Source organism: Paenibacillus nasutitermitis (genome assembly GCF_014641075.1).
Classification (GTDB): Bacteria; Bacillota; Bacilli; order Paenibacillales; family Paenibacillaceae; genus Paenibacillus_Z; species Paenibacillus_Z nasutitermitis.
In genome coordinates this window covers 1,055,403-1,075,152 of record NZ_BMHP01000002.1, presented here as the reverse complement: position 1 = coordinate 1,075,152, position 19,750 = coordinate 1,055,403, and the positions used below count along the sequence as shown (strand labels likewise).

16 protein-coding genes are annotated in these 19,750 nt (G+C 52.6%); all 16 read left to right on the top strand.

The features are described 5' to 3' along the window. The first annotated feature begins 24 nt into the window (after window positions 1-24). The 16 genes from pyrR to IEY46_RS15125 all read left to right on the top strand — a co-directional run bounded on the left by pyrR (window position 25) and on the right by IEY46_RS15125 (window position 19,709). Window positions 25-618: a bifunctional pyr operon transcriptional regulator/uracil phosphoribosyltransferase PyrR gene (gene pyrR / locus IEY46_RS15200; protein ID WP_188992820.1), complete on the top strand. Its 594-nt coding sequence runs from the start codon at window positions 25-27 to the stop codon at window positions 616-618. Beyond that, window positions 615-1,514 carry an aspartate carbamoyltransferase catalytic subunit gene (locus IEY46_RS15195; RefSeq protein WP_188992819.1) on the top strand — a complete coding sequence of 300 codons (900 nt, stop codon included), beginning with the start codon at window positions 615-617 and terminating at the stop codon, window positions 1,512-1,514. The genes pyrR and IEY46_RS15195 overlap by 4 nt, the downstream gene beginning before the upstream one ends. A 110-nt stretch (window positions 1,515-1,624) precedes the next feature. Beyond that, a complete protein-coding gene (gene pyrC, locus IEY46_RS15190; protein ID WP_188992818.1) occupies window positions 1,625-2,917 on the top strand; it encodes a dihydroorotase in 1,293 nt (430 codons plus the stop codon). Between the two features lie 123 nt (window positions 2,918-3,040). Beyond that, window positions 3,041-4,186 (top strand): glutamine-hydrolyzing carbamoyl-phosphate synthase small subunit, encoded by a 1,146-nt coding sequence (carA, locus tag IEY46_RS15185; protein WP_188992817.1) that lies wholly within the window; start codon window positions 3,041-3,043, stop codon window positions 4,184-4,186. Continuing rightward, complete coding sequence (gene carB / locus IEY46_RS15180; RefSeq protein ID WP_188992816.1) at window positions 4,173-7,394, top strand: carbamoyl-phosphate synthase large subunit; 3,222 nt, start codon at window positions 4,173-4,175, stop codon at window positions 7,392-7,394. Before carA ends, carB begins: the two co-directional genes overlap by 14 nt. A gap of 82 nt (window positions 7,395-7,476) precedes the next feature. After that, window positions 7,477-8,211 carry an orotidine-5'-phosphate decarboxylase gene (gene pyrF / locus IEY46_RS15175; protein WP_188992815.1) on the top strand — a complete coding sequence of 245 codons (735 nt, stop codon included), beginning with the start codon at window positions 7,477-7,479 and terminating at the stop codon, window positions 8,209-8,211. Between the two features lies 1 nt (window position 8,212). Then, the gene (pyrE, locus tag IEY46_RS15170) at window positions 8,213-8,860 is read left to right on the top strand and encodes an orotate phosphoribosyltransferase (RefSeq protein WP_308422802.1); all 648 of its coding nucleotides are present in this window, start codon (window positions 8,213-8,215) and stop codon (window positions 8,858-8,860) included. Window positions 8,861-9,031: 171 nt separating this feature from the next. After that, complete coding sequence (locus IEY46_RS15165; RefSeq protein WP_188992814.1) at window positions 9,032-9,277, top strand: hypothetical protein; 246 nt, start codon at window positions 9,032-9,034, stop codon at window positions 9,275-9,277. A gap of 290 nt (window positions 9,278-9,567) precedes the next feature. Continuing rightward, window positions 9,568-10,584 (top strand): ABC transporter ATP-binding protein, encoded by a 1,017-nt coding sequence (locus tag IEY46_RS15160; protein WP_188992813.1) that lies wholly within the window; start codon window positions 9,568-9,570, stop codon window positions 10,582-10,584. Beyond that, window positions 10,581-11,399, top strand: coding sequence for an ABC transporter permease (locus tag IEY46_RS15155; protein ID WP_188992812.1), 819 nt, complete (start codon window positions 10,581-10,583; stop codon window positions 11,397-11,399). Before IEY46_RS15160 ends, IEY46_RS15155 begins: the two co-directional genes overlap by 4 nt. Next, a complete protein-coding gene (locus IEY46_RS15150; protein WP_188992811.1) occupies window positions 11,389-12,216 on the top strand; it encodes an ABC transporter permease in 828 nt (275 codons plus the stop codon). Before IEY46_RS15155 ends, IEY46_RS15150 begins: the two co-directional genes overlap by 11 nt. Window positions 12,217-12,495: 279 nt before the next feature. Beyond that, window positions 12,496-13,296 carry an ABC transporter ATP-binding protein gene (locus tag IEY46_RS15145; protein WP_188992810.1) on the top strand — a complete coding sequence of 267 codons (801 nt, stop codon included), beginning with the start codon at window positions 12,496-12,498 and terminating at the stop codon, window positions 13,294-13,296. Further along, complete coding sequence (locus IEY46_RS15140) at window positions 13,262-14,350, top strand: efflux RND transporter periplasmic adaptor subunit (RefSeq protein WP_188992809.1); 1,089 nt, start codon at window positions 13,262-13,264, stop codon at window positions 14,348-14,350. Before IEY46_RS15145 ends, IEY46_RS15140 begins: the two co-directional genes overlap by 35 nt. Window positions 14,351-14,353: 3 nt before the next feature. Then, entirely contained in the window at window positions 14,354-17,275 is a 2,922-nt protein-coding gene (locus IEY46_RS15135) for an ABC transporter permease (protein WP_188992808.1), read from the top strand. A 7-nt stretch (window positions 17,276-17,282) separates the two neighbouring features. Next, window positions 17,283-18,164 carry an ABC transporter ATP-binding protein gene (locus tag IEY46_RS15130; RefSeq protein ID WP_188992807.1) on the top strand — a complete coding sequence of 294 codons (882 nt, stop codon included), beginning with the start codon at window positions 17,283-17,285 and terminating at the stop codon, window positions 18,162-18,164. A 6-nt stretch (window positions 18,165-18,170) separates the two neighbouring features. Next, complete coding sequence (locus IEY46_RS15125; protein WP_188992806.1) at window positions 18,171-19,709, top strand: ABC transporter substrate-binding protein; 1,539 nt, start codon at window positions 18,171-18,173, stop codon at window positions 19,707-19,709. Window positions 19,710-19,750: the final 41 nt, after the last annotated feature.

The window sequence follows — 19,750 nt, the reverse complement described above, 5'->3', positions numbered from 1 at the left end:
GAGTCAAGGAGGCGGATGAAGCGTATGGATGAGCAGCACCGTATCATTATGGACGAAACTGCGATCCGTCGTGCGCTAACGCGTATCGCCCACGAAATTGTCGAGAAGAACAAAGGCATCGAAAATTGTGTGCTTGTCGGTATCCGTACCCGCGGGATTTATTTGGCCGAGCGGATCGCCGAGCAGATCCGTGAGATTGAAGGTCTTCCCGTAGATGTGCAGGGCATCGATATTACGCTCTACCGCGATGACCGGGGAGCCGGGGGACGTTCGAGCACTCAGGCCAAGGATCAGCAGTCCGGGTCAGAAGGAGCTTCGGCCAGGAATGAAGAGGGGCTGTTTGTACAGGACAAGCGGATCATCTTATTCGATGATGTGCTGTATACCGGCCGGACAATAAGGGCGGCCATGGACGCATTAATGGACTGCGGCAGACCGCAGACGATTCAATTGGCGGTGCTGGTTGACCGGGGACACCGCGAGCTGCCGATCCGTCCTGATTATGTAGGCAAGAACGTACCGACCTCCAAGCTGGAACAGATACAGGTCTCGCTACATGAAGTGGATCATGAGGACAAAGTGACCATTATCCATCAAAGGGGGCAGGCTAGGGAATGAGTACGTCAACCCTTACACAGCGCAGCTTGCTGGGATTGAAAGATATGGCCCGGGAGGAAATTACCGAGCTGCTTGAGCGAGCCGGCTATTGGGAAGCCCGGCCCGAGAAGTTAACTCCTGTGCTCCAGGGCAAATTCGTAGCCAATATGTTTTTTGAGAACAGCACGCGCACAAGGTTTTCATTCGAGGTCGCACAGAAACGGCTGGGTGCGGAGGTGCTCAATTTCTCCGCCGCCGTGTCCAGTGTGCAAAAAGGCGAATCGATCTACGATACCGTACGCACGCTTGAATCCATGGGGATCGATGCAGGCATCATCCGGCTCAAGCCGATCGGAGTGCTGGCGGAGCTGGCGACCAGGGTTAAAGTGCCGCTGATCAATGCCGGAGACGGAAATAACGAGCATCCTACGCAGGCACTGCTTGATCTCTACACGATACGCAAACAGTTTGGAGCACTACAGGATCTGACCGTCACCATCATCGGGGACGTTCTGCACAGCCGGGTAGCCCGCTCCAATCTATGGGCGATGAAGAAGCTGGGCATGCAGGTCCGGTTCTGCTCCCCGCCAAGCATGGCAGCTCGCGAGCTGGATGTTCCCTATGTCACGATGGAAGAAGCGCTGAAATCCGATGTGATTATGATGCTTCGCGTTCAGCTGGAACGGCATGAGAATGGTGAGTTCGAATCCGCTGAGGCGTACCGCGAGCATTACGGGCTGACGGTGGAACGGGCCGCCTCCATAGCCCCTCATGCCATCATCATGCATCCCGCGCCGATCAACCGCGATGTTGAGATTGACGATGAGCTTGTCGAGCATCCGCAGTCGCGAATATTTCAGCAGATGCAAAATGGTGTCGCCGTTCGGATGGCCGTTATTGAGCGGGCACTAGGCTAATGTCATTCGCCTGCGGAAGCTGAACAAGAGCAGGCATCGATGAAGAACAGGAACAGGCCAAACATTCTTCACTAGTCGAATGGAGCGCCCTTTTTGAAAGGAGAAATGACATGAAATCTTTATGGATAGTGAACGGCCAAATTTGGAATGAAAATAAGGAACAGCTTGAGATCAGACATGTGAAAATCGAGAACGGCCTGATTGCAGCAATTGAGGATGCAGCAGACGGATTGCCCGATACAGCGGGACAAGACGTGGTGGATGCGGCAGGCAAGCTGCTGTCCGCAGGTTTGATTGATATGCATGTCCATTTGCGCGATCCCGGATTTGAACATAAAGAGGATATTGTCACGGGCACAAAGTCTGCTGCCAAAGGCGGCTTTACCACTATTGCCTGCATGCCCAACACAAGGCCCGTTACCGATACGCCGGAAACCGTGCGCTACATCCTTGATAAGGCGGACGCTGAAGGTTTGGTTAAGGTGCTGCCCTATGCCGCAATTACAAAGAACGAGCTAGGCCGCGAACTGACCGATTTCGCAGCGCTCAAAGCTGCGGGGGCGATCGGCTTTACGGATGACGGCGTAGGCGTTCAGAATGCCCAGATGATGAAGAATGCCATGGCGCTCGCGGCTTCCATGGATATGCCGGTCATCGCCCACTGCGAGGACGACTCGCTTGTCGAGGGGCTGTTCGTTTCGGAAGGAAAATTTGCCGAGCGCAATGGTCTGAAGGGCATTCCCAATGAATCGGAAGCGATTCATGTCGGACGCGATGTTCTATTGGCCGAATCAACCGGTGTGCATTATCATGTCTGCCATGTGAGTACGGAGCAATCGGTGCGCCTGATCCGGCTTGCCAAGCAGGTAGGAATCAAGGTGACCGCAGAGGTATGCCCGCATCACCTGGTGCTCTCCGACGAGGATATCCCGGGAATGGATCCGAACTGGAAAATGAATCCGCCGCTGCGGACGCCGCGCGATGTCGAGGCTGTCATTGAAGGGCTTGAGGACGGGACGCTGGATATGATCGTTACCGACCATGCCCCGCATAGTGCGGATGAGAAAGCCCGCGGCATGCAGCTTGCCCCGTTCGGGATTGTCGGGTTCGAGACGGCTTTCCCGCTGCTGTACACGAAATTCGTGCAGACCGGCAAATGGACGCTGGGCTTCCTGCTTAAACGGATGACTTCCGATCCTGCGCGGGTATTCAGACTTGCTAGCGGCCGGCTTGAGGTCGGGGCTCCGGCTGATCTGACGATTATCGATCTGGAGGATGAACGGACCGTGGATCCCCAAACGTTTTTGTCAAAAAGCAATAATACGCCATTTGGCGGTTGGAAGTTAACCGGATGGCCCGTGCTGACCCTTGTAGACGGTGCTGTAGTCTGGTCGGAGCTGTGAGCCTGTAAAGACCTAACCAACTAGAACAAAGCGCATGCGGCAAATGTGAAAGTATTTCCTGCTTTCGCAATAGTCCGATAAGGCAGCAGCGCTTCAAACTTTCAAACATTAGGAGTGATACGGATGCAAGCAAGATTGTTATTGGAAGACGGCACATTGTTTACAGGTCTTGGCTTCGGCGCGGAAGGCCAGTCAACCGGCGAAGTCGTATTCAACACCGGCATTACCGGTTATCAGGAAGTACTTTCCGATCCATCCTACTGCGGACAGATCGTAACGATGACATACCCGCTTATCGGGAATTATGGCATTGCGCGAAATGATTTTGAATGCATCAGCCCGTTTATCCATGGCTTTGTCGTACGCCGGCACGAGCCGGTTCCAAGCAATTGGCGCGCTGAATATACGCTTGACCGTCTGCTGAAAGAGTATGGCATTATCGGCATCAGCGACATCGATACGCGCATGCTTACGCGCAAGCTCCGTCATTTCGGAACGATGAAGGGCATTTTGTCGACAGGCGCAGAACGCGTGGAGGAGCTTCAGGAGCGCCTCGGCCTTTCGACGATAATGACCAATCAGGTTGATCGCACATCGACGAAAAGCATCTTCTCAAGCCCTGGAGAAGGCGAACGTATCGTTCTGATCGATTACGGCGCAAAAAGCGGAATTCTGCGCGATTTGACCAAACGCGGTTGCGATGTGATCGTAGTCCCGCATGATACGACGGCCGAGCAGATCCGGCGCCTGAAGCCCGATGGCATACAGCTGTCCAACGGACCGGGGGACCCCAAGGATGTTCCTCATGCGGTTGAAACCATCAAGCAGCTGCTCGGCGAATATCCGATGTTTGGCATTTGTCTGGGGCATCAGCTGTTTGCTCTTGCTTGCGGTGCGGACACATCGAAGCTGAAGTTCGGTCATCGCGGAGGCAACCATCCCGTGAAAGAGCTGGCTACCAACCGTTGTTACATCACTTCGCAGAACCACGGCTACACCGTACTTGAAGAATCGGTGAAAGGCACCAGTCTGGAAGTCACGCATATCAACAACAATGACCGCACCATTGAAGGCTTGAAACATACGCAGTACCCGGCGTTCTCGGTTCAATACCATCCGGAAGCAGCGCCTGGACCGTACGATTCCGGTTACCTGTTTGATGAGTTCCTGGAAATGATCCGCACCCACAAAAAAGAAAACCCACAGAGACCGCGTCAGGCACATCTTGCGGAGTCATTGAGAGGAGAGCTGCAGTATGCCCAGAAATAATGAACTCAAAAAAATTCTCGTTATCGGCTCCGGTCCCATTGTAATTGGACAAGCTGCAGAGTTTGACTATGCCGGCACACAGGCTTGTCAGGCGTTGCGGGAAGAAGGCTTCGAAGTTGTGCTGATCAACAGCAATCCGGCTACAATCATGACCGATACGAATATGGCTGATAAAGTATATATTGAGCCGATCACCCTGGATTTTGTTACCCAAATCATCCGTCAGGAACGTCCGGACGGGCTTCTGCCGACACTCGGCGGTCAGACAGGCCTTAATATGGCCGTAGAGCTGGCCCGCGCAGGCGTATTGGAGCGGGAGAATGTGAAGCTTCTCGGAACTCAACTGACGGCCATTGAGAAAGCCGAGGACCGCGACCTGTTCCGCGATTTGATGCGTGAGCTGGAACAGCCGGTACCGGACAGCGTTATTGTAACAACCGTAGAGGAAGCCGTTGATTTTGCCCGGGAAATCGGGTTCCCAATCATTGTGCGTCCGGCCTATACGCTTGGCGGAACAGGCGGCGGTATTTGCGGCAACGAAGAGGAATTGCTGGAAACGGTAGCCTCGGGTATCCGTTACAGCCCGATCAGCCAATGTCTGGTTGAGAAGTCGATTGCCGGCATGAAGGAAGTTGAATACGAGGTTATGCGCGATGCGAACGACAACTGCATCGTCGTCTGCAACATGGAGAACTTTGATCCCGTGGGCGTTCATACTGGCGATTCCATCGTAGTGGCTCCAAGCCAGACCTTGTCCGATCGCGAATACCAAATGCTGCGCTCGGCATCGCTGAAAATTATCCGTGCTCTGAATATCGAGGGCGGCTGCAATGTGCAGTTCGCGTTGGATCCGCACAGCTATCAATATTATGTCATCGAAGTTAACCCGCGTGTCAGCCGTTCATCGGCCCTGGCCTCCAAAGCGACCGGATATCCGATCGCCAAGATGGCAGCCAAGATCGCAATCGGCTATACGCTGGACGAAATCGTAAACCCTGTGACAGGCCAAACCTACGCATGCTTCGAGCCGACGCTGGATTACATTGTATCCAAAATCCCGCGCTGGCCGTTCGATAAATTTCTGTCCGCCAACCGCAAGCTCGGTACGCAGATGAAGGCGACCGGCGAAGTGATGGCAATCGGCCGGACATTTGAGGAATCTATTCATAAGGCGGTACGTTCGCTTGAAATCGGCGCGCACCGCATTCATCTGAAGGAAGCGTCCGGCCTTTCCGAGGAAACGCTCCGCACCCGTCTGGAGAAACCGGATGACGAGCGGATGTTCCTGGTGGCAGAAGCGTTCCGCCGCGGCTACAAGCTTCAGGATGTGCAGGATCTTACGAAGATCGACTGGTGGTTCCTGGACAAAATCGAGGGCATTGTCCGCTTCGAGGACGAGCTCAGACGAGCGGAAAAACTGACGTACGAGCTTCTCTATAAGGCCAAACGCAATGGCTTCTCAGACCGCTCCATCGCTGAAATTCGCACGGAGGGCGGCCATAAGGAGCTGACGAATGAACATGATATCCGCAAATTCCGCAAAGAACTGGGCTTGAATCCGGTTTACAAAATGGTTGATACCTGCGCCGCGGAATTTGAAGCGACAACACCATATTATTATTCAACCTACGAAACCGAAAACGAAGTGACTGAAACTGACAAGCAGAAAGTGCTTGTGCTCGGCTCCGGACCGATCCGGATCGGCCAGGGCATCGAGTTCGATTATTCAACCGTTCATGCAGTATGGGCGATTCAAAGTGCGGGATATGAAGCGGTTATTATCAATAACAATCCGGAGACGGTTTCGACAGACTTCTCAACGTCCGACCGGCTGTACTTTGAGCCGCTGTTCTTCGAGGATGTTATGAACGTTATCGAGCAGGAGAAGCCGATTGGCGTTATCGTCCAGTTCGGCGGACAGACTGCCATCAATCTTGCGGCTCCGCTCACCAAAGCGGGCATCCGTATATTGGGCTCCGATTTGGAAAGCATTGACGCTGCAGAGGACCGCAAGAAGTTCGAAGCACTGCTGCGCAAGCTGAATATCGCCCAACCGAAAGGGAAAACAGTCATTTCCGTGAGCGAAGCTGTTGAAACGGCACAAGGCCTCGGTTATCCGGTCCTTGTACGTCCGTCCTATGTGCTTGGCGGGCGCGCGATGGAAATTGTTTATTCCGATGAAGAGCTGCTGATGTATATGGAACAGGCTGTGAAAATCAATCCGGAGCATCCGGTGCTAATCGACCGCTATATGCTTGGCAAGGAAGCGGAAGTCGATGCGATCTGCGATGGCGATACCGTCCTGATTCCGGGTATTATGGAGCATGTAGAGCGCGCAGGCGTCCACTCCGGCGATTCGATTGCCGTCTATCCGCCGCAGTCGCTGTCCGACAAGCTGAAGCAGCAGATGATTGACATCACGATCAAAATTGCCAAGGAATTCAAGGTTATCGGACTGGTCAATATCCAGTTTGTCATCTACCAGGACGAGGTTTATGTGATCGAAGTCAATCCGCGTTCCTCGCGTACAGTTCCGTTCCTGAGCAAAGTGACGAACATCCCGATGGCGAATCTGGCGACGAAGGCGATTCTGGGTACCAAGCTGGCTGATTTGGGTTATAGCGAAGGCCTGTGGCCGGAGGAAGATTATGTGTCCGTGAAAGTGCCGGTCTTCTCCTTCGCCAAGCTGCGCCGGGTCGACCCGACGCTGACGCCGGAAATGAAATCGACCGGAGAGGTAATGGGCCGCGACCAGCAGTACGCCAAAGCGTTGTATAAAGGACTGATCGGCGCAGGAATGCGTATTCCGCCGACAGGTGCGATCATCGCGACAGTCGCAGACAAAGACAAGCCCGAAGCGCTTGAGATTCTCCAAGGCTTCTATGACCTGGGTTATAACATTATCGCTACAGGCGGAACGGCGGCATCGCTCAAAGAAGCCGGGATGCGTGTGAAAACCGTGAATAAGCTGAGCGAAGGCTCGCCTAATATTCTGGATCTGATCCGCGACGGCCAAGCGCATTTCGTAGTTAATACATTGACCAAAGGCAAAGCGCCGGAGCGCGACGGATTCCGTATCCGCCGTGAAGCGGTAGAGAACGGGGTCGTCTGTATGACCTCGCTGGATACCGTGCGCGCCCTGCTGAATATGCTGGAGACGATTAATTTCTCATCCCGTCCGATGCCCGTATTGCAGAAAAAAAGCTGAACAAAAGCCTGATTAGGCTACGAAAGCCTGCTCCCATAGCAGGCTTTCGTTATGCCAATAGCAAAAATCCGGAGGTGGATCCATGGTTAAGCTGTCTCGTGAGGAAGCGGCGGAACGCATTATGGTCGCACTCGATTACTCTGATGCTGCCGCGGCGGAAGGGCTGCTCCGCAGTTTGGAGGGCATTCCCTGCTACATGAAAGTAGGCATGCAGTTGTTTTATGCTGCCGGTCCGGGCTTTGTGGCCAGTCTGAAAGAACGCGGGTACCGGGTATTCCTGGACTTGAAAATGCATGACATTCCCAATACCGTTAAAGGCGGAGCCAGCAGCATCACCAAGCTGGGTGTAGATGTCTTTAATGTGCATGCGGCAGGGGGCATTCAAATGATGGAAGCGGCCCTCGAAGGGGTAGATGCGGCACTTGCCGGTGCAAGCGGATTGAAGCGGCCGTCCGTCATTGCCGTAACTCAATTGACCAGCACCAGCCAGGATGTGCTGAACAGGGAAATCGGTCTCCAAGGGACTGTGGAAGATGCGGTCTTGCGTTATGCGCGGCTTGCGAGGAATGCCGGACTCAGCGGGGTCGTCGCGTCCCCGCAGGAGGTGCAGTCCATTAAAGCCGCCTGCGGACAAGACTTTCAAACGATTACGCCGGGAATCCGGCCGGCCGGAGCGGATGTCAATGACCAGTCACGGATCATGACCCCACGGCAAGCGCTGGAGGCAGGAACCGATTATATGGTAATCGGCCGTCCGATTACGGCTGCTCCCGATCCACGGGAAGCCGTTGAATCCATTTTGAAGGAGATGCTGTAAAATGACGAAACCTTTATTGGAACAATTGCCAGCCGAAATTGCCAAGGCTTTGCTGAAAATCAATGCGGTACAGCTGCAGCCCAACGATCCCTTCACCTGGACTTCGGGATTGAAGTCGCCGATTTATTGCGACAACCGGTTGACCATGTCCTATCCGGAAATCCGTGAAGTAATCGCGGAAGGCTTCGCGACTGTCATCCGGGAGCGGTATCCCGATTGCGAAGCGGTTGCGGGCATCGCCACCGGCGGAATTCCTCATGCCGCCTGGGTCGCCCAGAAGCTGAATCTGCCGATGCTGTACGTCCGGGATAAAGCCAAGGGACACGGCAAGACGAACCAGATCGAAGGCCATTTCACTGCCGGCCAGAAGGTGGTGCTGATCGAGGATCTTATCTCGACTGGCGGCAGCTCGCTGAAAGCTGCTGTAGCCGTCCGCGAAGCAGGCTGCGAAGTGCAAGGGGTAATCGCCATTTTTACCTATCAGTTCCAGATGGCCCTGGATGCATTTGCGGCGCAAAAGATTCAGCTTGAAACCTTATCCAACTATACCGCGCTGATCGATGTGGCCGTTCAAAGCGGAGCCGTTCAGAACAGTGATGTCGAGCTTCTGCTTGAATGGAGACAAAACCCGCAGTCTTTTGGAGTCTAAATCACATCTATCTTTACCGGAAAAAGCAGGACATGGGACCCCCCTTGTCCTGTTTTTTTGATAGCATCTGATTCAAAGGATCCACACCCGTGTAATAACTAACAATTCCGCTGCATACTCTTACAAATAGCTTATCCAACAAATAGAATGTGAAAGATGAGGGCAACGCTTATGAACAACAACTATTTTGTTCACTTATTCGAAACGACGGGAGACCTTTTGTACCGCGTACGCATCTACGATCGCGAGCTGACCAAGGTTGATGAGATTATCGAAATGGATGAAACCTACAGCATGATTGAACGAAAACTGAAAAACATGGACAATGACGCCTGGCAGGACCGGGCTGCTCATAAGCTCCTCCATATGAAGCACAGGCTGGTCACAATGATGGAGGATTTATTATTCACCGCCTGATCATCCGCTTCCCGATAAAAGTCTTGCCAAACCGTTTATGAGATTGTAATATATTACATTAAACGGAAGGGTTTCTAGGGCTCCGCGTACTTGGCGAACCGAGCGAAACCGGCAAAGGACGATACGTCATGCTACACCGTAAGGGATAAAAGACCTTCGGCAAGTTCCGCCTCACCTTAGTGGGCGGTGCCTTGCCGGAGGTCTTTTTTGCTATTTGAAAACTTGCACGGCAGACCGCAAGGCTCATTCCACTTTTTAAGGCGGGGATCTACGAAAGGGGCGTGACCCATATGTTGGCTTTGCAAACGAGAGGGCTGAGCAAAACATTCAAAGTTAAACAAAAAGAGGCAGGTCTGACCGGAAGTCTAAAGTCCCTGTTGAGACCGAAATGGGAGGAGAAGCAAGCCGTAGACGGGATCGATCTTGTTGTTCAGGCTGGCGAGACGGTTGCTTTCCTGGGACCTAACGGGGCAGGGAAATCGACAACGATCAAGATGCTGACCGGTATTTTGCACCCCACTTCCGGCAGCGCCGAAGTGCTGGGCTTTACGCCATGGAGCGACCGTACCCGGCTTTCCTACCGGATCGGGGCGGTATTTGGCCAGAAGTCGCAGTTGTGGTACCATTTGCCGCCGATTGACACCTTTGATTTGATCAGCCGGGTATATGAATTGAAGCGGAACGATTATCTCGCCCGGCGGGATGAATTGATCGAACGCTTCGAGCTGGGACCGTATCTGCACACGCCGGTCCGGAAGCTGTCGCTGGGGGAGAGGATGCGCTGCGAAATCGCCGTCTCCTTCCTCCACCGTCCTGAGCTGCTGTTTCTGGATGAGCCGACGATCGGACTGGATGTGGTCGTGAAGCAGCGTATCCGCGACCTGATCCGCGAGTGCAACAAGGAGGAAGGCACGACGGTTTTCCTGACCTCCCATGACGCCGGTGACGTAGAAGAGCTCTGTGCCCGGGCGGTGGTAATTCATCATGGCGGAATCCTGCTGGATGCTCCCGTGGAGAAGCTGAGGCGCGATGTGATGAACCGCAAGACGATCGTGCTGACCTTGTCTGTCACCCATATGGAAAACACCATTCCGGAGGTAGACGGAGCGAGTGTGATTTCGTCGGAAGGCAGAAGATTGAAGCTGACCGTGGATTTGCGGAAAACGGATATTGAAACGGTGCTCAGCGCCCTGCTCACGCAGGTCAGGCTTGATGATGTGACGATTGAGGATCCGCCTATGGAAGAAATCATTAAACATATTTACGGGATGAGTGCCGCCGGAACGGGAGGGGAGCTTATTCAATGAATGCACGATTAATGAAGTGGCAGTCCAAAAGTTTAAAGGTTTATGCTGTTTCCCGGATAACCTTGCGCCAGCAGCTGGCGTACAAATCCGATTTTGTCATCCGCTCCCTGTTCTTGCTTCTCATTCTCTATGTCTTTACCCAGCTATGGTCAGCCGCTTACGAGGGTGATGCGCAGCGTGTTATTTCAGGGTTTACGCTGAAACAAATCATCTGGTATCTGGTATTCACTGAAGCGTTGACTATGGCCGCACCTTCCCTGTGCCTGCGTATAGAGGACGAGGTGAAGAGCGGGGAGATCGCCATCCGGCTCATTCGTCCATTGTCCTATGTCGGCTATCATTATATATCCTATCTGGCCGAGTCCGTTTTTCGTTTCAGTGTCCATCTGGCGGTTGGCAGCTTGATTGCCTGGCCTTTTGTGGGGGCGCCGTCTTTTGGGTGGGGCTGGCTGGGGTTTCTCTCGCTCAGCTTCGGGGCGCTGACACTCGCATTTCTGCTTAATGCGGTCGTTGCGTTAACGGCCTTCTGGGTAGAGGAGACACGGGGAATGGAATTTGTCCTTCATAAACTCCAATTTACGGTGGGCGGGATGCTGCTGCCGATTGATCTGATGCCCGAATGGCTGCAGCGGATCTGCGCCTGGCTGCCTTTCCAGGCAGTGCTGTATTTTCCCGCCCGTACGGCGGTTAAATACGGATCTGCTCCTGTTTTGCAGCAGTTTTTGATCCAGGGAGCTTGGGTTCTGGCGATGGCGGCCGCTGTGCTGATTATATACAGAAGAGGGGTAAGGAGGCTGCATGTCAATGGTGGATAGAAGAGTAGCTGGAAGCGGTGCATCCGGAGCACTGACTGCAAACGCGCGATTTCTGTTGACTTGCTGGAAAGTGAATCTGGCATCGGCGATGGAATACCGGGTCAGTTTTTTTCTGCTTGCCGGCATGATGTTTCTGAACAACTTTATGTGGCTTTTTTTCTGGAGTATGTTCTTTAACCGGTTCCCGGTTGTCAACGGATGGGAGCTCAGCGATGTGATGATGCTGTGGGCGGTCAGCGCCGGCGGCTTCGGGCTGGCCAGCATTCTGTTCGGCAATTTTCACCGCATCGCAACAATCGTCGCAAACGGCCAGCTGGATGTTTATCTTACACAGCCCAAACCTGTCCTGCTTCATGTGCTGGCGAGCCGCATGTCGCTCACTGCGATCGGTGATTTTGCTTTTGCCATCGTGGTTTATGCGCTGGTAGGCGACCATACGCTGGCGGGAGTGCTGTTGTTCGCAGCAGCGCTCATCATTAGCGGAACCTTGTTTATGGCGGTGATGATCATTTTCGGCTGCTGTTCCTTCTTTTTTGGGAACTCGGAGGGGATTTCGCAGCAGGTATTTAACAGCTTTGTCGCGCTTACCACCTATCCTTCTGATATTTTTAGAGGTGCCGCCAAAATATTGCTATTCTCGCTAATTCCGGCGGGGTTCATCAGCTATTTGCCGATTGGCATGCTGAAACATTTTGACCCTCTGTTCGCATTCAGCGCAGCCGGTATTTCAATGCTGTTGTTCGCGGTATCGGTCGTGCTATTTCAAGCCGGTCTGCGCCGCTATACATCCGGAAATGCTATTGCGATGCGCGGTTGATTTCAGAAAGACGCGTGTGACAAATTTGTGTCCATCTTCAAGCTCAATCAGACCACTGGCAGCGTGCCGGCGGTCTGATTTTGTCAGCGCATGCGCGATATTTACCTTTGTATTCCATGATAGCGCTGTCGTCGTCTATAGGATTGAAGGAAATGCTCCCACTTTATCAAAAATTTATCTAATCGTGACACGCTGTACGTAACTTTTTGTCCCCCTGCTCCGTCTATACGGTATATTGGATTAAAGAATTCTAATGGAAAGGGGGTCACGGATACCGGCATGGCATTATGGAGACGCAAACAAACCGAATCTGTAGCCGTTATTGAGCCTGCGGAAGAACCTGTAATTGAAACCTATGATGTTGTTAATCAAGACGTTAGGCCGGAGCTGAAACAGCTTGCCGAGAGCGGCAAACCGCTGTTGTCTGTCGAATCGGTAGAGCGAACGTTCCAGGTGGGCGGCCATCCGCTCCATGTGCTGAAGGGCATTAACATGGAACTTGTTCCCGGGCAGCTTGTCATGCTGCGCGGGAGATCCGGATCCGGCAAGACAACACTGCTTAACATGATTGGGGGACTTGATCAGCCGACCAAGGGGCAGATCTTTTTTCATGAGCTGCCTTTTCATAAAATGAATGACGATCAGAGAACGTCTGTCCGGCGCAAGCAGATGGGCTTTATTTTTCAAGCTTTTGCGCTGATGCCCTTATTATCGGCATATGAAAATGTCGAACTGTCGCTCCGAATGGCGGGAACGCCCAAGAGTGAATGGAAACCGCGAGTGCTGCATTGTCTGGAAATGGTTGGGCTGACCAGGCGGATGAATCACCGGCCCTACGAGCTCTCGGGCGGTGAGCAGCAGCGTGTGGCCATTGCCAAGGCGATTGCCCACCGGCCGCTGCTGCTGCTGGCTGATGAGCCAACGGCCGATCTTGATTCACAGATGTCGGCACAGATTATGTCGGTCTTTCAGACGATTATCCGCACGGAGCAAGTTACTATATGTATGACAACGCACGATCCTACGATTTTGGAGGTTGCCGATCATGTTTACGAAATGGTTGACGGAAGGTTCATTTAAGCGGACAGCCGCTGTTATTTTAGGAGCTGCGCTTGTTTTCACCAGCGGCTGCTCGCTGCTCCCCAATGAAGACAAGGAGGAGGTATTGCCGGAGATCACACCGCCGCAAATTTCGAAGAAGCCGGAGTATGATGTTACGACGACGACGCTCGAATCGAAAACGACGGGAACCGGCAAGATTATTTCGCTGCAGGAAGAAACGATGTATTTTACGCTGGATGGCAAACGTCTGAAGGATTTAAACATCAAAGCCGGCCAGAAGGTAACTGCCGGTCAGACGATTGGATCTCTGGATGTCGAAGATCTGGTGAAGACACTGCGCTCCGACAAGCTGCAGTTCAAGAAAGACGAAGTGCAGATGAAAGATACGCTGCGCAAGAAGGATGAAATGGAGCCGATTGATTTTGAAATGGCTGTCGTGGACTTTGAAGCGAAACGCCAAAAGCTTGTGGACGCCCAGGAAGAAATCAATAAAGCAACGCTGGTCGCTCCATTCACCGGGACAGTCGTGTCGGTGTCTGTCATGAAAGGGGATCAGATTAAAGCTTATGATCCTATCTGCGTTATCGCCGATACGGGCCGTTTAACCGCTGCGGCCAAACTGTCCCAGGATGAATTGAAGGGAATCAGCGTCGGTATGCCGGTCATGGTTGACATAAACGGTGCAGGTCAGGTGAACGGCAAGGTGAAGCAGCTGCCGGTCATCGATAAAGAAGACGAGAATGGCGGAAACGGGGGCAATGGCGGCGGAAACGGCGGCGGAGCTGCTCAGAAACCGGAGCGTCCCGAGGACTTTTTGATTGTGGAGCTTTCAAAAATGCCTGAAAAAGCAGTGCGCGGTACGCTTCTCTCGATCAGCATCACGACTTCGCGCAAGGAAAACGTGATCGTTATTCCTCCATCCGCATTGCGGACAATAGGCTCCCGTACGTATGTTCAGGTTGCGGATGACCAGGGCAAACGCGAAGTGGATGTCGAAGTTGGCGAACAGACGCCGACGGAGATTGAAATTATAAAAGGGTTAACGCCTGGACAGAAAGTCGTAGGTCGATAAAGGATGGGGATGCCGCTATTTCGCTTTTTGTTCCGCAAAATGTGGAACACGCGATGGATGACGCTTAGCTCGCTTGCCGGTCTGATTATTGCCGTAGCATTCGCGACAAGCATCCCGATGTATGCGGATGGCGCCCTCAAACGGGTTGTCGCGCAGTCGCTGAAGGAAGAAAGCGGTGGGTTGCCCGCAGGATCGCTGTTGATGCGCTATCAGGCTACAGGCGGCGGAAGCACGGATGTGAAGGCATTATCGGAAGTATCGCGCTATGTCAAAGAGGATGTTCCTTCGGACATCGGATTTCCATTCCATACCTTTGTTCAAAATCTGGCGATCCGCAGCGCCGACATATCGCCGGAAGATCCGACCAAAGTCGATGCCAGCCGTTCCCGACAGTTTTCTCTGACCTCCATGGGTGGAATCGAGGAAAAAAGCGAGCTTACACAAGGAAGATGGTACGCCGATTCGGTAGGGGAAAACGATACTGTTGAAGCGGTAATCATGGAAGAAGCGATGTACCGAAGCGATATACATATCGGTGATGTGTTTGAATATCCGATATACAGCGGCTTGAATCTGACGCTGCGTGTTAAGATTGTCGGCGCTTATAAGCCGCTTAGCGATACCGATCCATACTGGTATCAAGGACTTGAAGGGATGATGAGCACGCTGCAAATTGGCGGAAACGCCTTTCAGAAGGGGCTCCTGACCGACCGCAAAATACCTTTGCATACGGCTAACTGGTATTATGCTTTTGATTTGGGCGAGATCCAGACCAGCCAGCTGTCCCCGCTTGAGAAGACGCTGGATCGTCTCAATATTGAATTGTATCAACGGCTTAAGGATACGAAGGTGGAGATCTCGTTCTCCAAGCTGCTCAGCGAATTCCGGACACAGAGCCTCCAGCTTCAGCTGCTGCTCTTCACGCTGGCTGCTCCGATGCTGGCAATGGTGTTCTATTTTATTGCCATGAATGCCAGGCAGTCGCTGGATAAACAGCGCAGCGATATCGCCGTGCTGCGCAGCCGCGGCGCGGGTACGCGACAGATTATCTGGATTTATTTGCTGGAAAGCATCCTGCTGGGCGCTGTCGCGCTGGTTATCGGACCCTTAATCGGATGGTTTATGGCCAAGAGTATCGGCTCCGCCAACGGTTTCCTGGAGTTTGTAAACCGGCAGTCCATTCCGGTCGGTTTCTCCTCGGAAGCCATAATTGCCGGCGTGGCCGCCGTCGTCCTTGCTATGCTGGCAACCGTAATTCCGGCTGTCCTGTATGCGAGATCGTCGATTGTCAATTACAAACAGCAGATGGCAAGGTCGGACAAAAGACCGGTATGGCAGCGCTGGTATATGGATGTGGTGCTGCTGGGAATAGCCGGTTACGGCTGGTATTTGTTTAATGAACGACAGATGATTTCATTCCAGAGTGGAATGACGTCGGAGCAGCTGAATGTCCAGCCGTTCCTGTTCTTTGTACCGGCGCTGGCGATCTTCGCGATGGGGCTCTTCTTCCTTCGTGTGTTCCCGTGGCTGCTCAAGCTCTTTAATTGGCTGGGGCGGAAGCTGCTGCCGGTGCCCCTGTATTTGACGCTTACCCAGCTTTCCCGTTCTTCCAAAGGTTATTATCCACTGATGATTCTGCTCATTCTTACGCTTGGTCTGGGTGTTTATAATGCTTCGGCGGCACGGACCATCGATCTGAACTCGACGGAGCGCACGCTCTACAAGTTCGGAACGGATGTTGTTATGCAGACGGTCTGGGAGGGCAAGCCAGAGGTTATTGATAAAGGAAATCAAGGTGGCGGCCAGTCTGGTGGCGGTCAAGGAGGCGGCCAGGGTGGCGGCCAAGGCGGAAACGGCGGCGGCCAAGGTGGCGGCGGTCAAGGTGGTGGGGGAGGCAATGGAGGCGGTTCTTCCGTTCCAACCCGCATGAATTATACCGAACCGCCGTTTGAAATATTCCGCAAGCTCGAAGGCGTGGAATCGGCAGCCCGCGTACTGCAGACCAAGGGCAATGTAGTCGTCTCCGGACGTTCCATTGGGCAAGGAACCCTTATGGGGATTGATAATGTCGATTTCTCCAAAGTCGCCTGGTTTCGTGACGATCTGTACCAGGCACATCCCTTTAATTATTTGAAGTACCTCGGGATGTATGAGCAGGCGGCCATTATTCCTTCCAGTGTTGCCGAGAAATATCAACTCAAGCTTGGTGATATTGTGTCGGTCGGCTTGCAGGACGGCATGATTGAATTTGTGGTCGTGGGAATTGTGCCTTACTGGCCGGCCCAATATCCTGACCAATCGCCATTCGTTATTGCCAATTTGGATTATATCTATGATCAGGTCCCGATTATTCCGTATGATGTATGGCTGAAGATGAAGCCCGGTTCACTTACTGGGCCGATTATGAAAGCTTTGGAGGAACAAGGCATTGACCTTGCGGATGTGAAGGATGTCCGCATTGAGCTTGCTTCGCAATCCAAGCTTCCGACAAGGGGCGGCGTATTCGGAATCCTGAGTCTGGGCTTCCTGGTTTCCATCATCGTTTCTCTTACCGGATATGTGCTCTACTGGTTCTTTAATTTATCGGGAAGGATCGTGCAGTTCGGTGTCCTTCGCGCGATGGGATTGTCGCGCAGACAGCTTACAGGAATGCTGCTTCTGGAGCAAATATTCACGGCCGGCTTGTCGATCGGTCTTGGTATTCTGATTGGGAAGATAGCAAGCTTGCTGTTCCTGCCCTTTCTGCAGACTTCGGAGAATGTTACGAATTCGGTTCCTCCCTTCAGGGTGGTCTTCGATTCGAAGGACACGACACAGCTGTATATCGTCGTAGGGGGCATGATGCTTCTGGGCGCGGCGCTGCTGCTGGTGCATATCCGCAGGCTGCGCGTGCACCAGGCGGTGAAGATGGGAGAGGAGCGTTAACACAAGGATGATATCTTGCGAAGGTCTGGTTAAAATTTACAAAACGGAAGATCTCGAAGTCGTCGCTCTTCAAGGGCTGAACCTGAATGTGCGCGAAGGAGAAATGATGGCGATCATCGGAAACAGCGGCAGCGGGAAATCCACCCTGCTCAATATATTGGGAGGGCTGGACCGGCCCTCCGCCGGTTCCGTTCATGTCGGTCCCTGGGACCTGCTGAAGATTACCGATGAGCAATTGGTCGAATACAAACGAGATACTGTCGGTTTCATCTGGCAGAACAATGCGCGCAATCTGCTGCCCTATCTGAGCGCATTGGAGAATGTGGAGATGCCGATGATGCTCTCTTCCAAGCTCGATCGTGCATATGCCAAACAGCTCCTGGAATGGGTGGGACTCAAGGAGCGGATGCATAACAAGCTTCACCAGCTGTCAGGCGGGGAGCAGCAAAGGGTAGCCATAGCGATTTCGTTGTCCAACCGTCCGAAGATGCTCCTTGCCGATGAGCCGACAGGCTCGGTCGATTCCAGGACCTCGGATATGATCATGGATATCTTCCGCAAATTAAACCGCGAAATCGGCATTACCATTGTTATCGTAACCCATGATTTGTCGCTGGCCGGCAAGGTTGACCGGGTGGTTGCGATCCGTGACGGACTGACAAGTACGGAATTTATCAAGCGCAATCCCAACATAGATGCAGACGGAAATATCAGCTTGTCGCAGCATGGAAAAGGCGAGGTTCATGAGGAATATGTGGTGGTCGACCGAGTTGGCAGGCTGCAAATACCCAAAAGTTATTTAACAGCTTTACAGATCACCGATAAAGCATCGATGGAATTCGATGGCGAGCGTATTATTATATCGTCGCCAAAATCATTGGAGGGATAACCAGTTATGGAACAAAAGCTCAAACCTAAAGGGAAATCGATTATTCTCAAGGCCTCTGCCATTACCTTATCTATGGCTCTCGTATCGGGTATGCTTGCTGCCTGCTCGAAAGGCGACAGCGGCAGCGATACGAAACGCAGTGTGCTGCGCATAGGATTCATGTATTCCAATTCGGACAACGAGCCATACCTGCGCCAACAATTTACGGACTCTTACGAGCTTACGCATCCTAATGTTGATATTGAAATTGCAGCTGCAATCAATTATGATGATCAGCGTTTTCAGCAGCAGGACGAGAACACCAAACAGCCCGATCCTTATGAGAAACTGAAGGAGATGCTTGCAGGCAGCAATCCGGTCGATGTGGTCGTGCTGGATTCCTCGTATTTGAAACGTCTGGTGCAGGATAATATGCTTACGCAGCTGGATCCGCTTATTGCGGACAGCAAATTCGATATTGAAGATTTCGTGCCGGCGGTCATTGACGGGATCAAGGATGCGGGCGACAATAACATTTATGCGCTGACACCTACATTCAGCGCATCGGCACTCTATTATAACAAAGGTTTGTTTACCGAAGCAGGCCTTACCCCGCCAACCGACAATATGCAGTGGCCGGATATATTCAATCTGGCGGAGCGTATTTCCAAAGGCGAAGGCAAAAAACGCACATTCGGATTCTCCTTCAACCGTTGGAGCGGTGACGGGTTCTATGATACCCAGAATTACGCCTCCCCGCTGCAGCTGACGACTTTCGATAAAAAAGGCGAGAAAATGACCGTCGATACACCGCAGTGGAATAAAGTGTGGTCTGATGTGGCGAAGCTGTACAAGAACAAAATCGTGCCGACACAAGAGGATATGAATGTGGATAATGGCGATGCCGCGGCCGGCAGCAAGAGTGCCAAGCAGATTTATAATCCATTCCAGGGTGATCTGTTCATCAACGGACGCGTTGCGATGACAATCGGCGGTTATGACTATATTAACGAGCTGGCCAGAGCCAAAGATTTTTCAACCAAGAACAAAGACATCAAAGCGATTGACTGGGATGTTGTAACCGTCCCTACATTTGCCGAAGCCCCAGGCGTTGGGGGAAATATTTATTTGAACAATCTGATGGCCATCAATTCCAAAGCGCAAAACAGTGAAGATGCCTGGGAATTCATTCAATTTAACAACAGCAAGGAATGGGCGAAGCTGAAGTCGCGCAGTTCCTATGAGATGGTTGCCCGCAAATCCTTCCTCAAGCCTAAGGATGGTATGAGCTACAACATCGGTGCCTTCTATGCGCTTAAACCTACTCCACCGCAGGATATCGATTTCGACAAGTTAAACCGGGAGAAACCGAATCTGTGGTCAGTCAATCAACTTGGCCAGCCATTATTCCAGGAGGTACTCAGCGGGAAGAAATCCGTCGATGCAGCCCTCAAGGAATGGCAGACCAAAGGCGATGCATTTCTGCAAAAACTTAAGCAAAATCCTAACGCCACGCTGGAACCCGTTAATGGAGGCGGCGTGATGGGAGGGACTTACGGGGGTTAAACCTCTTATGCTGCCGCACAAATGAGTGCGGCAGTTTTTTT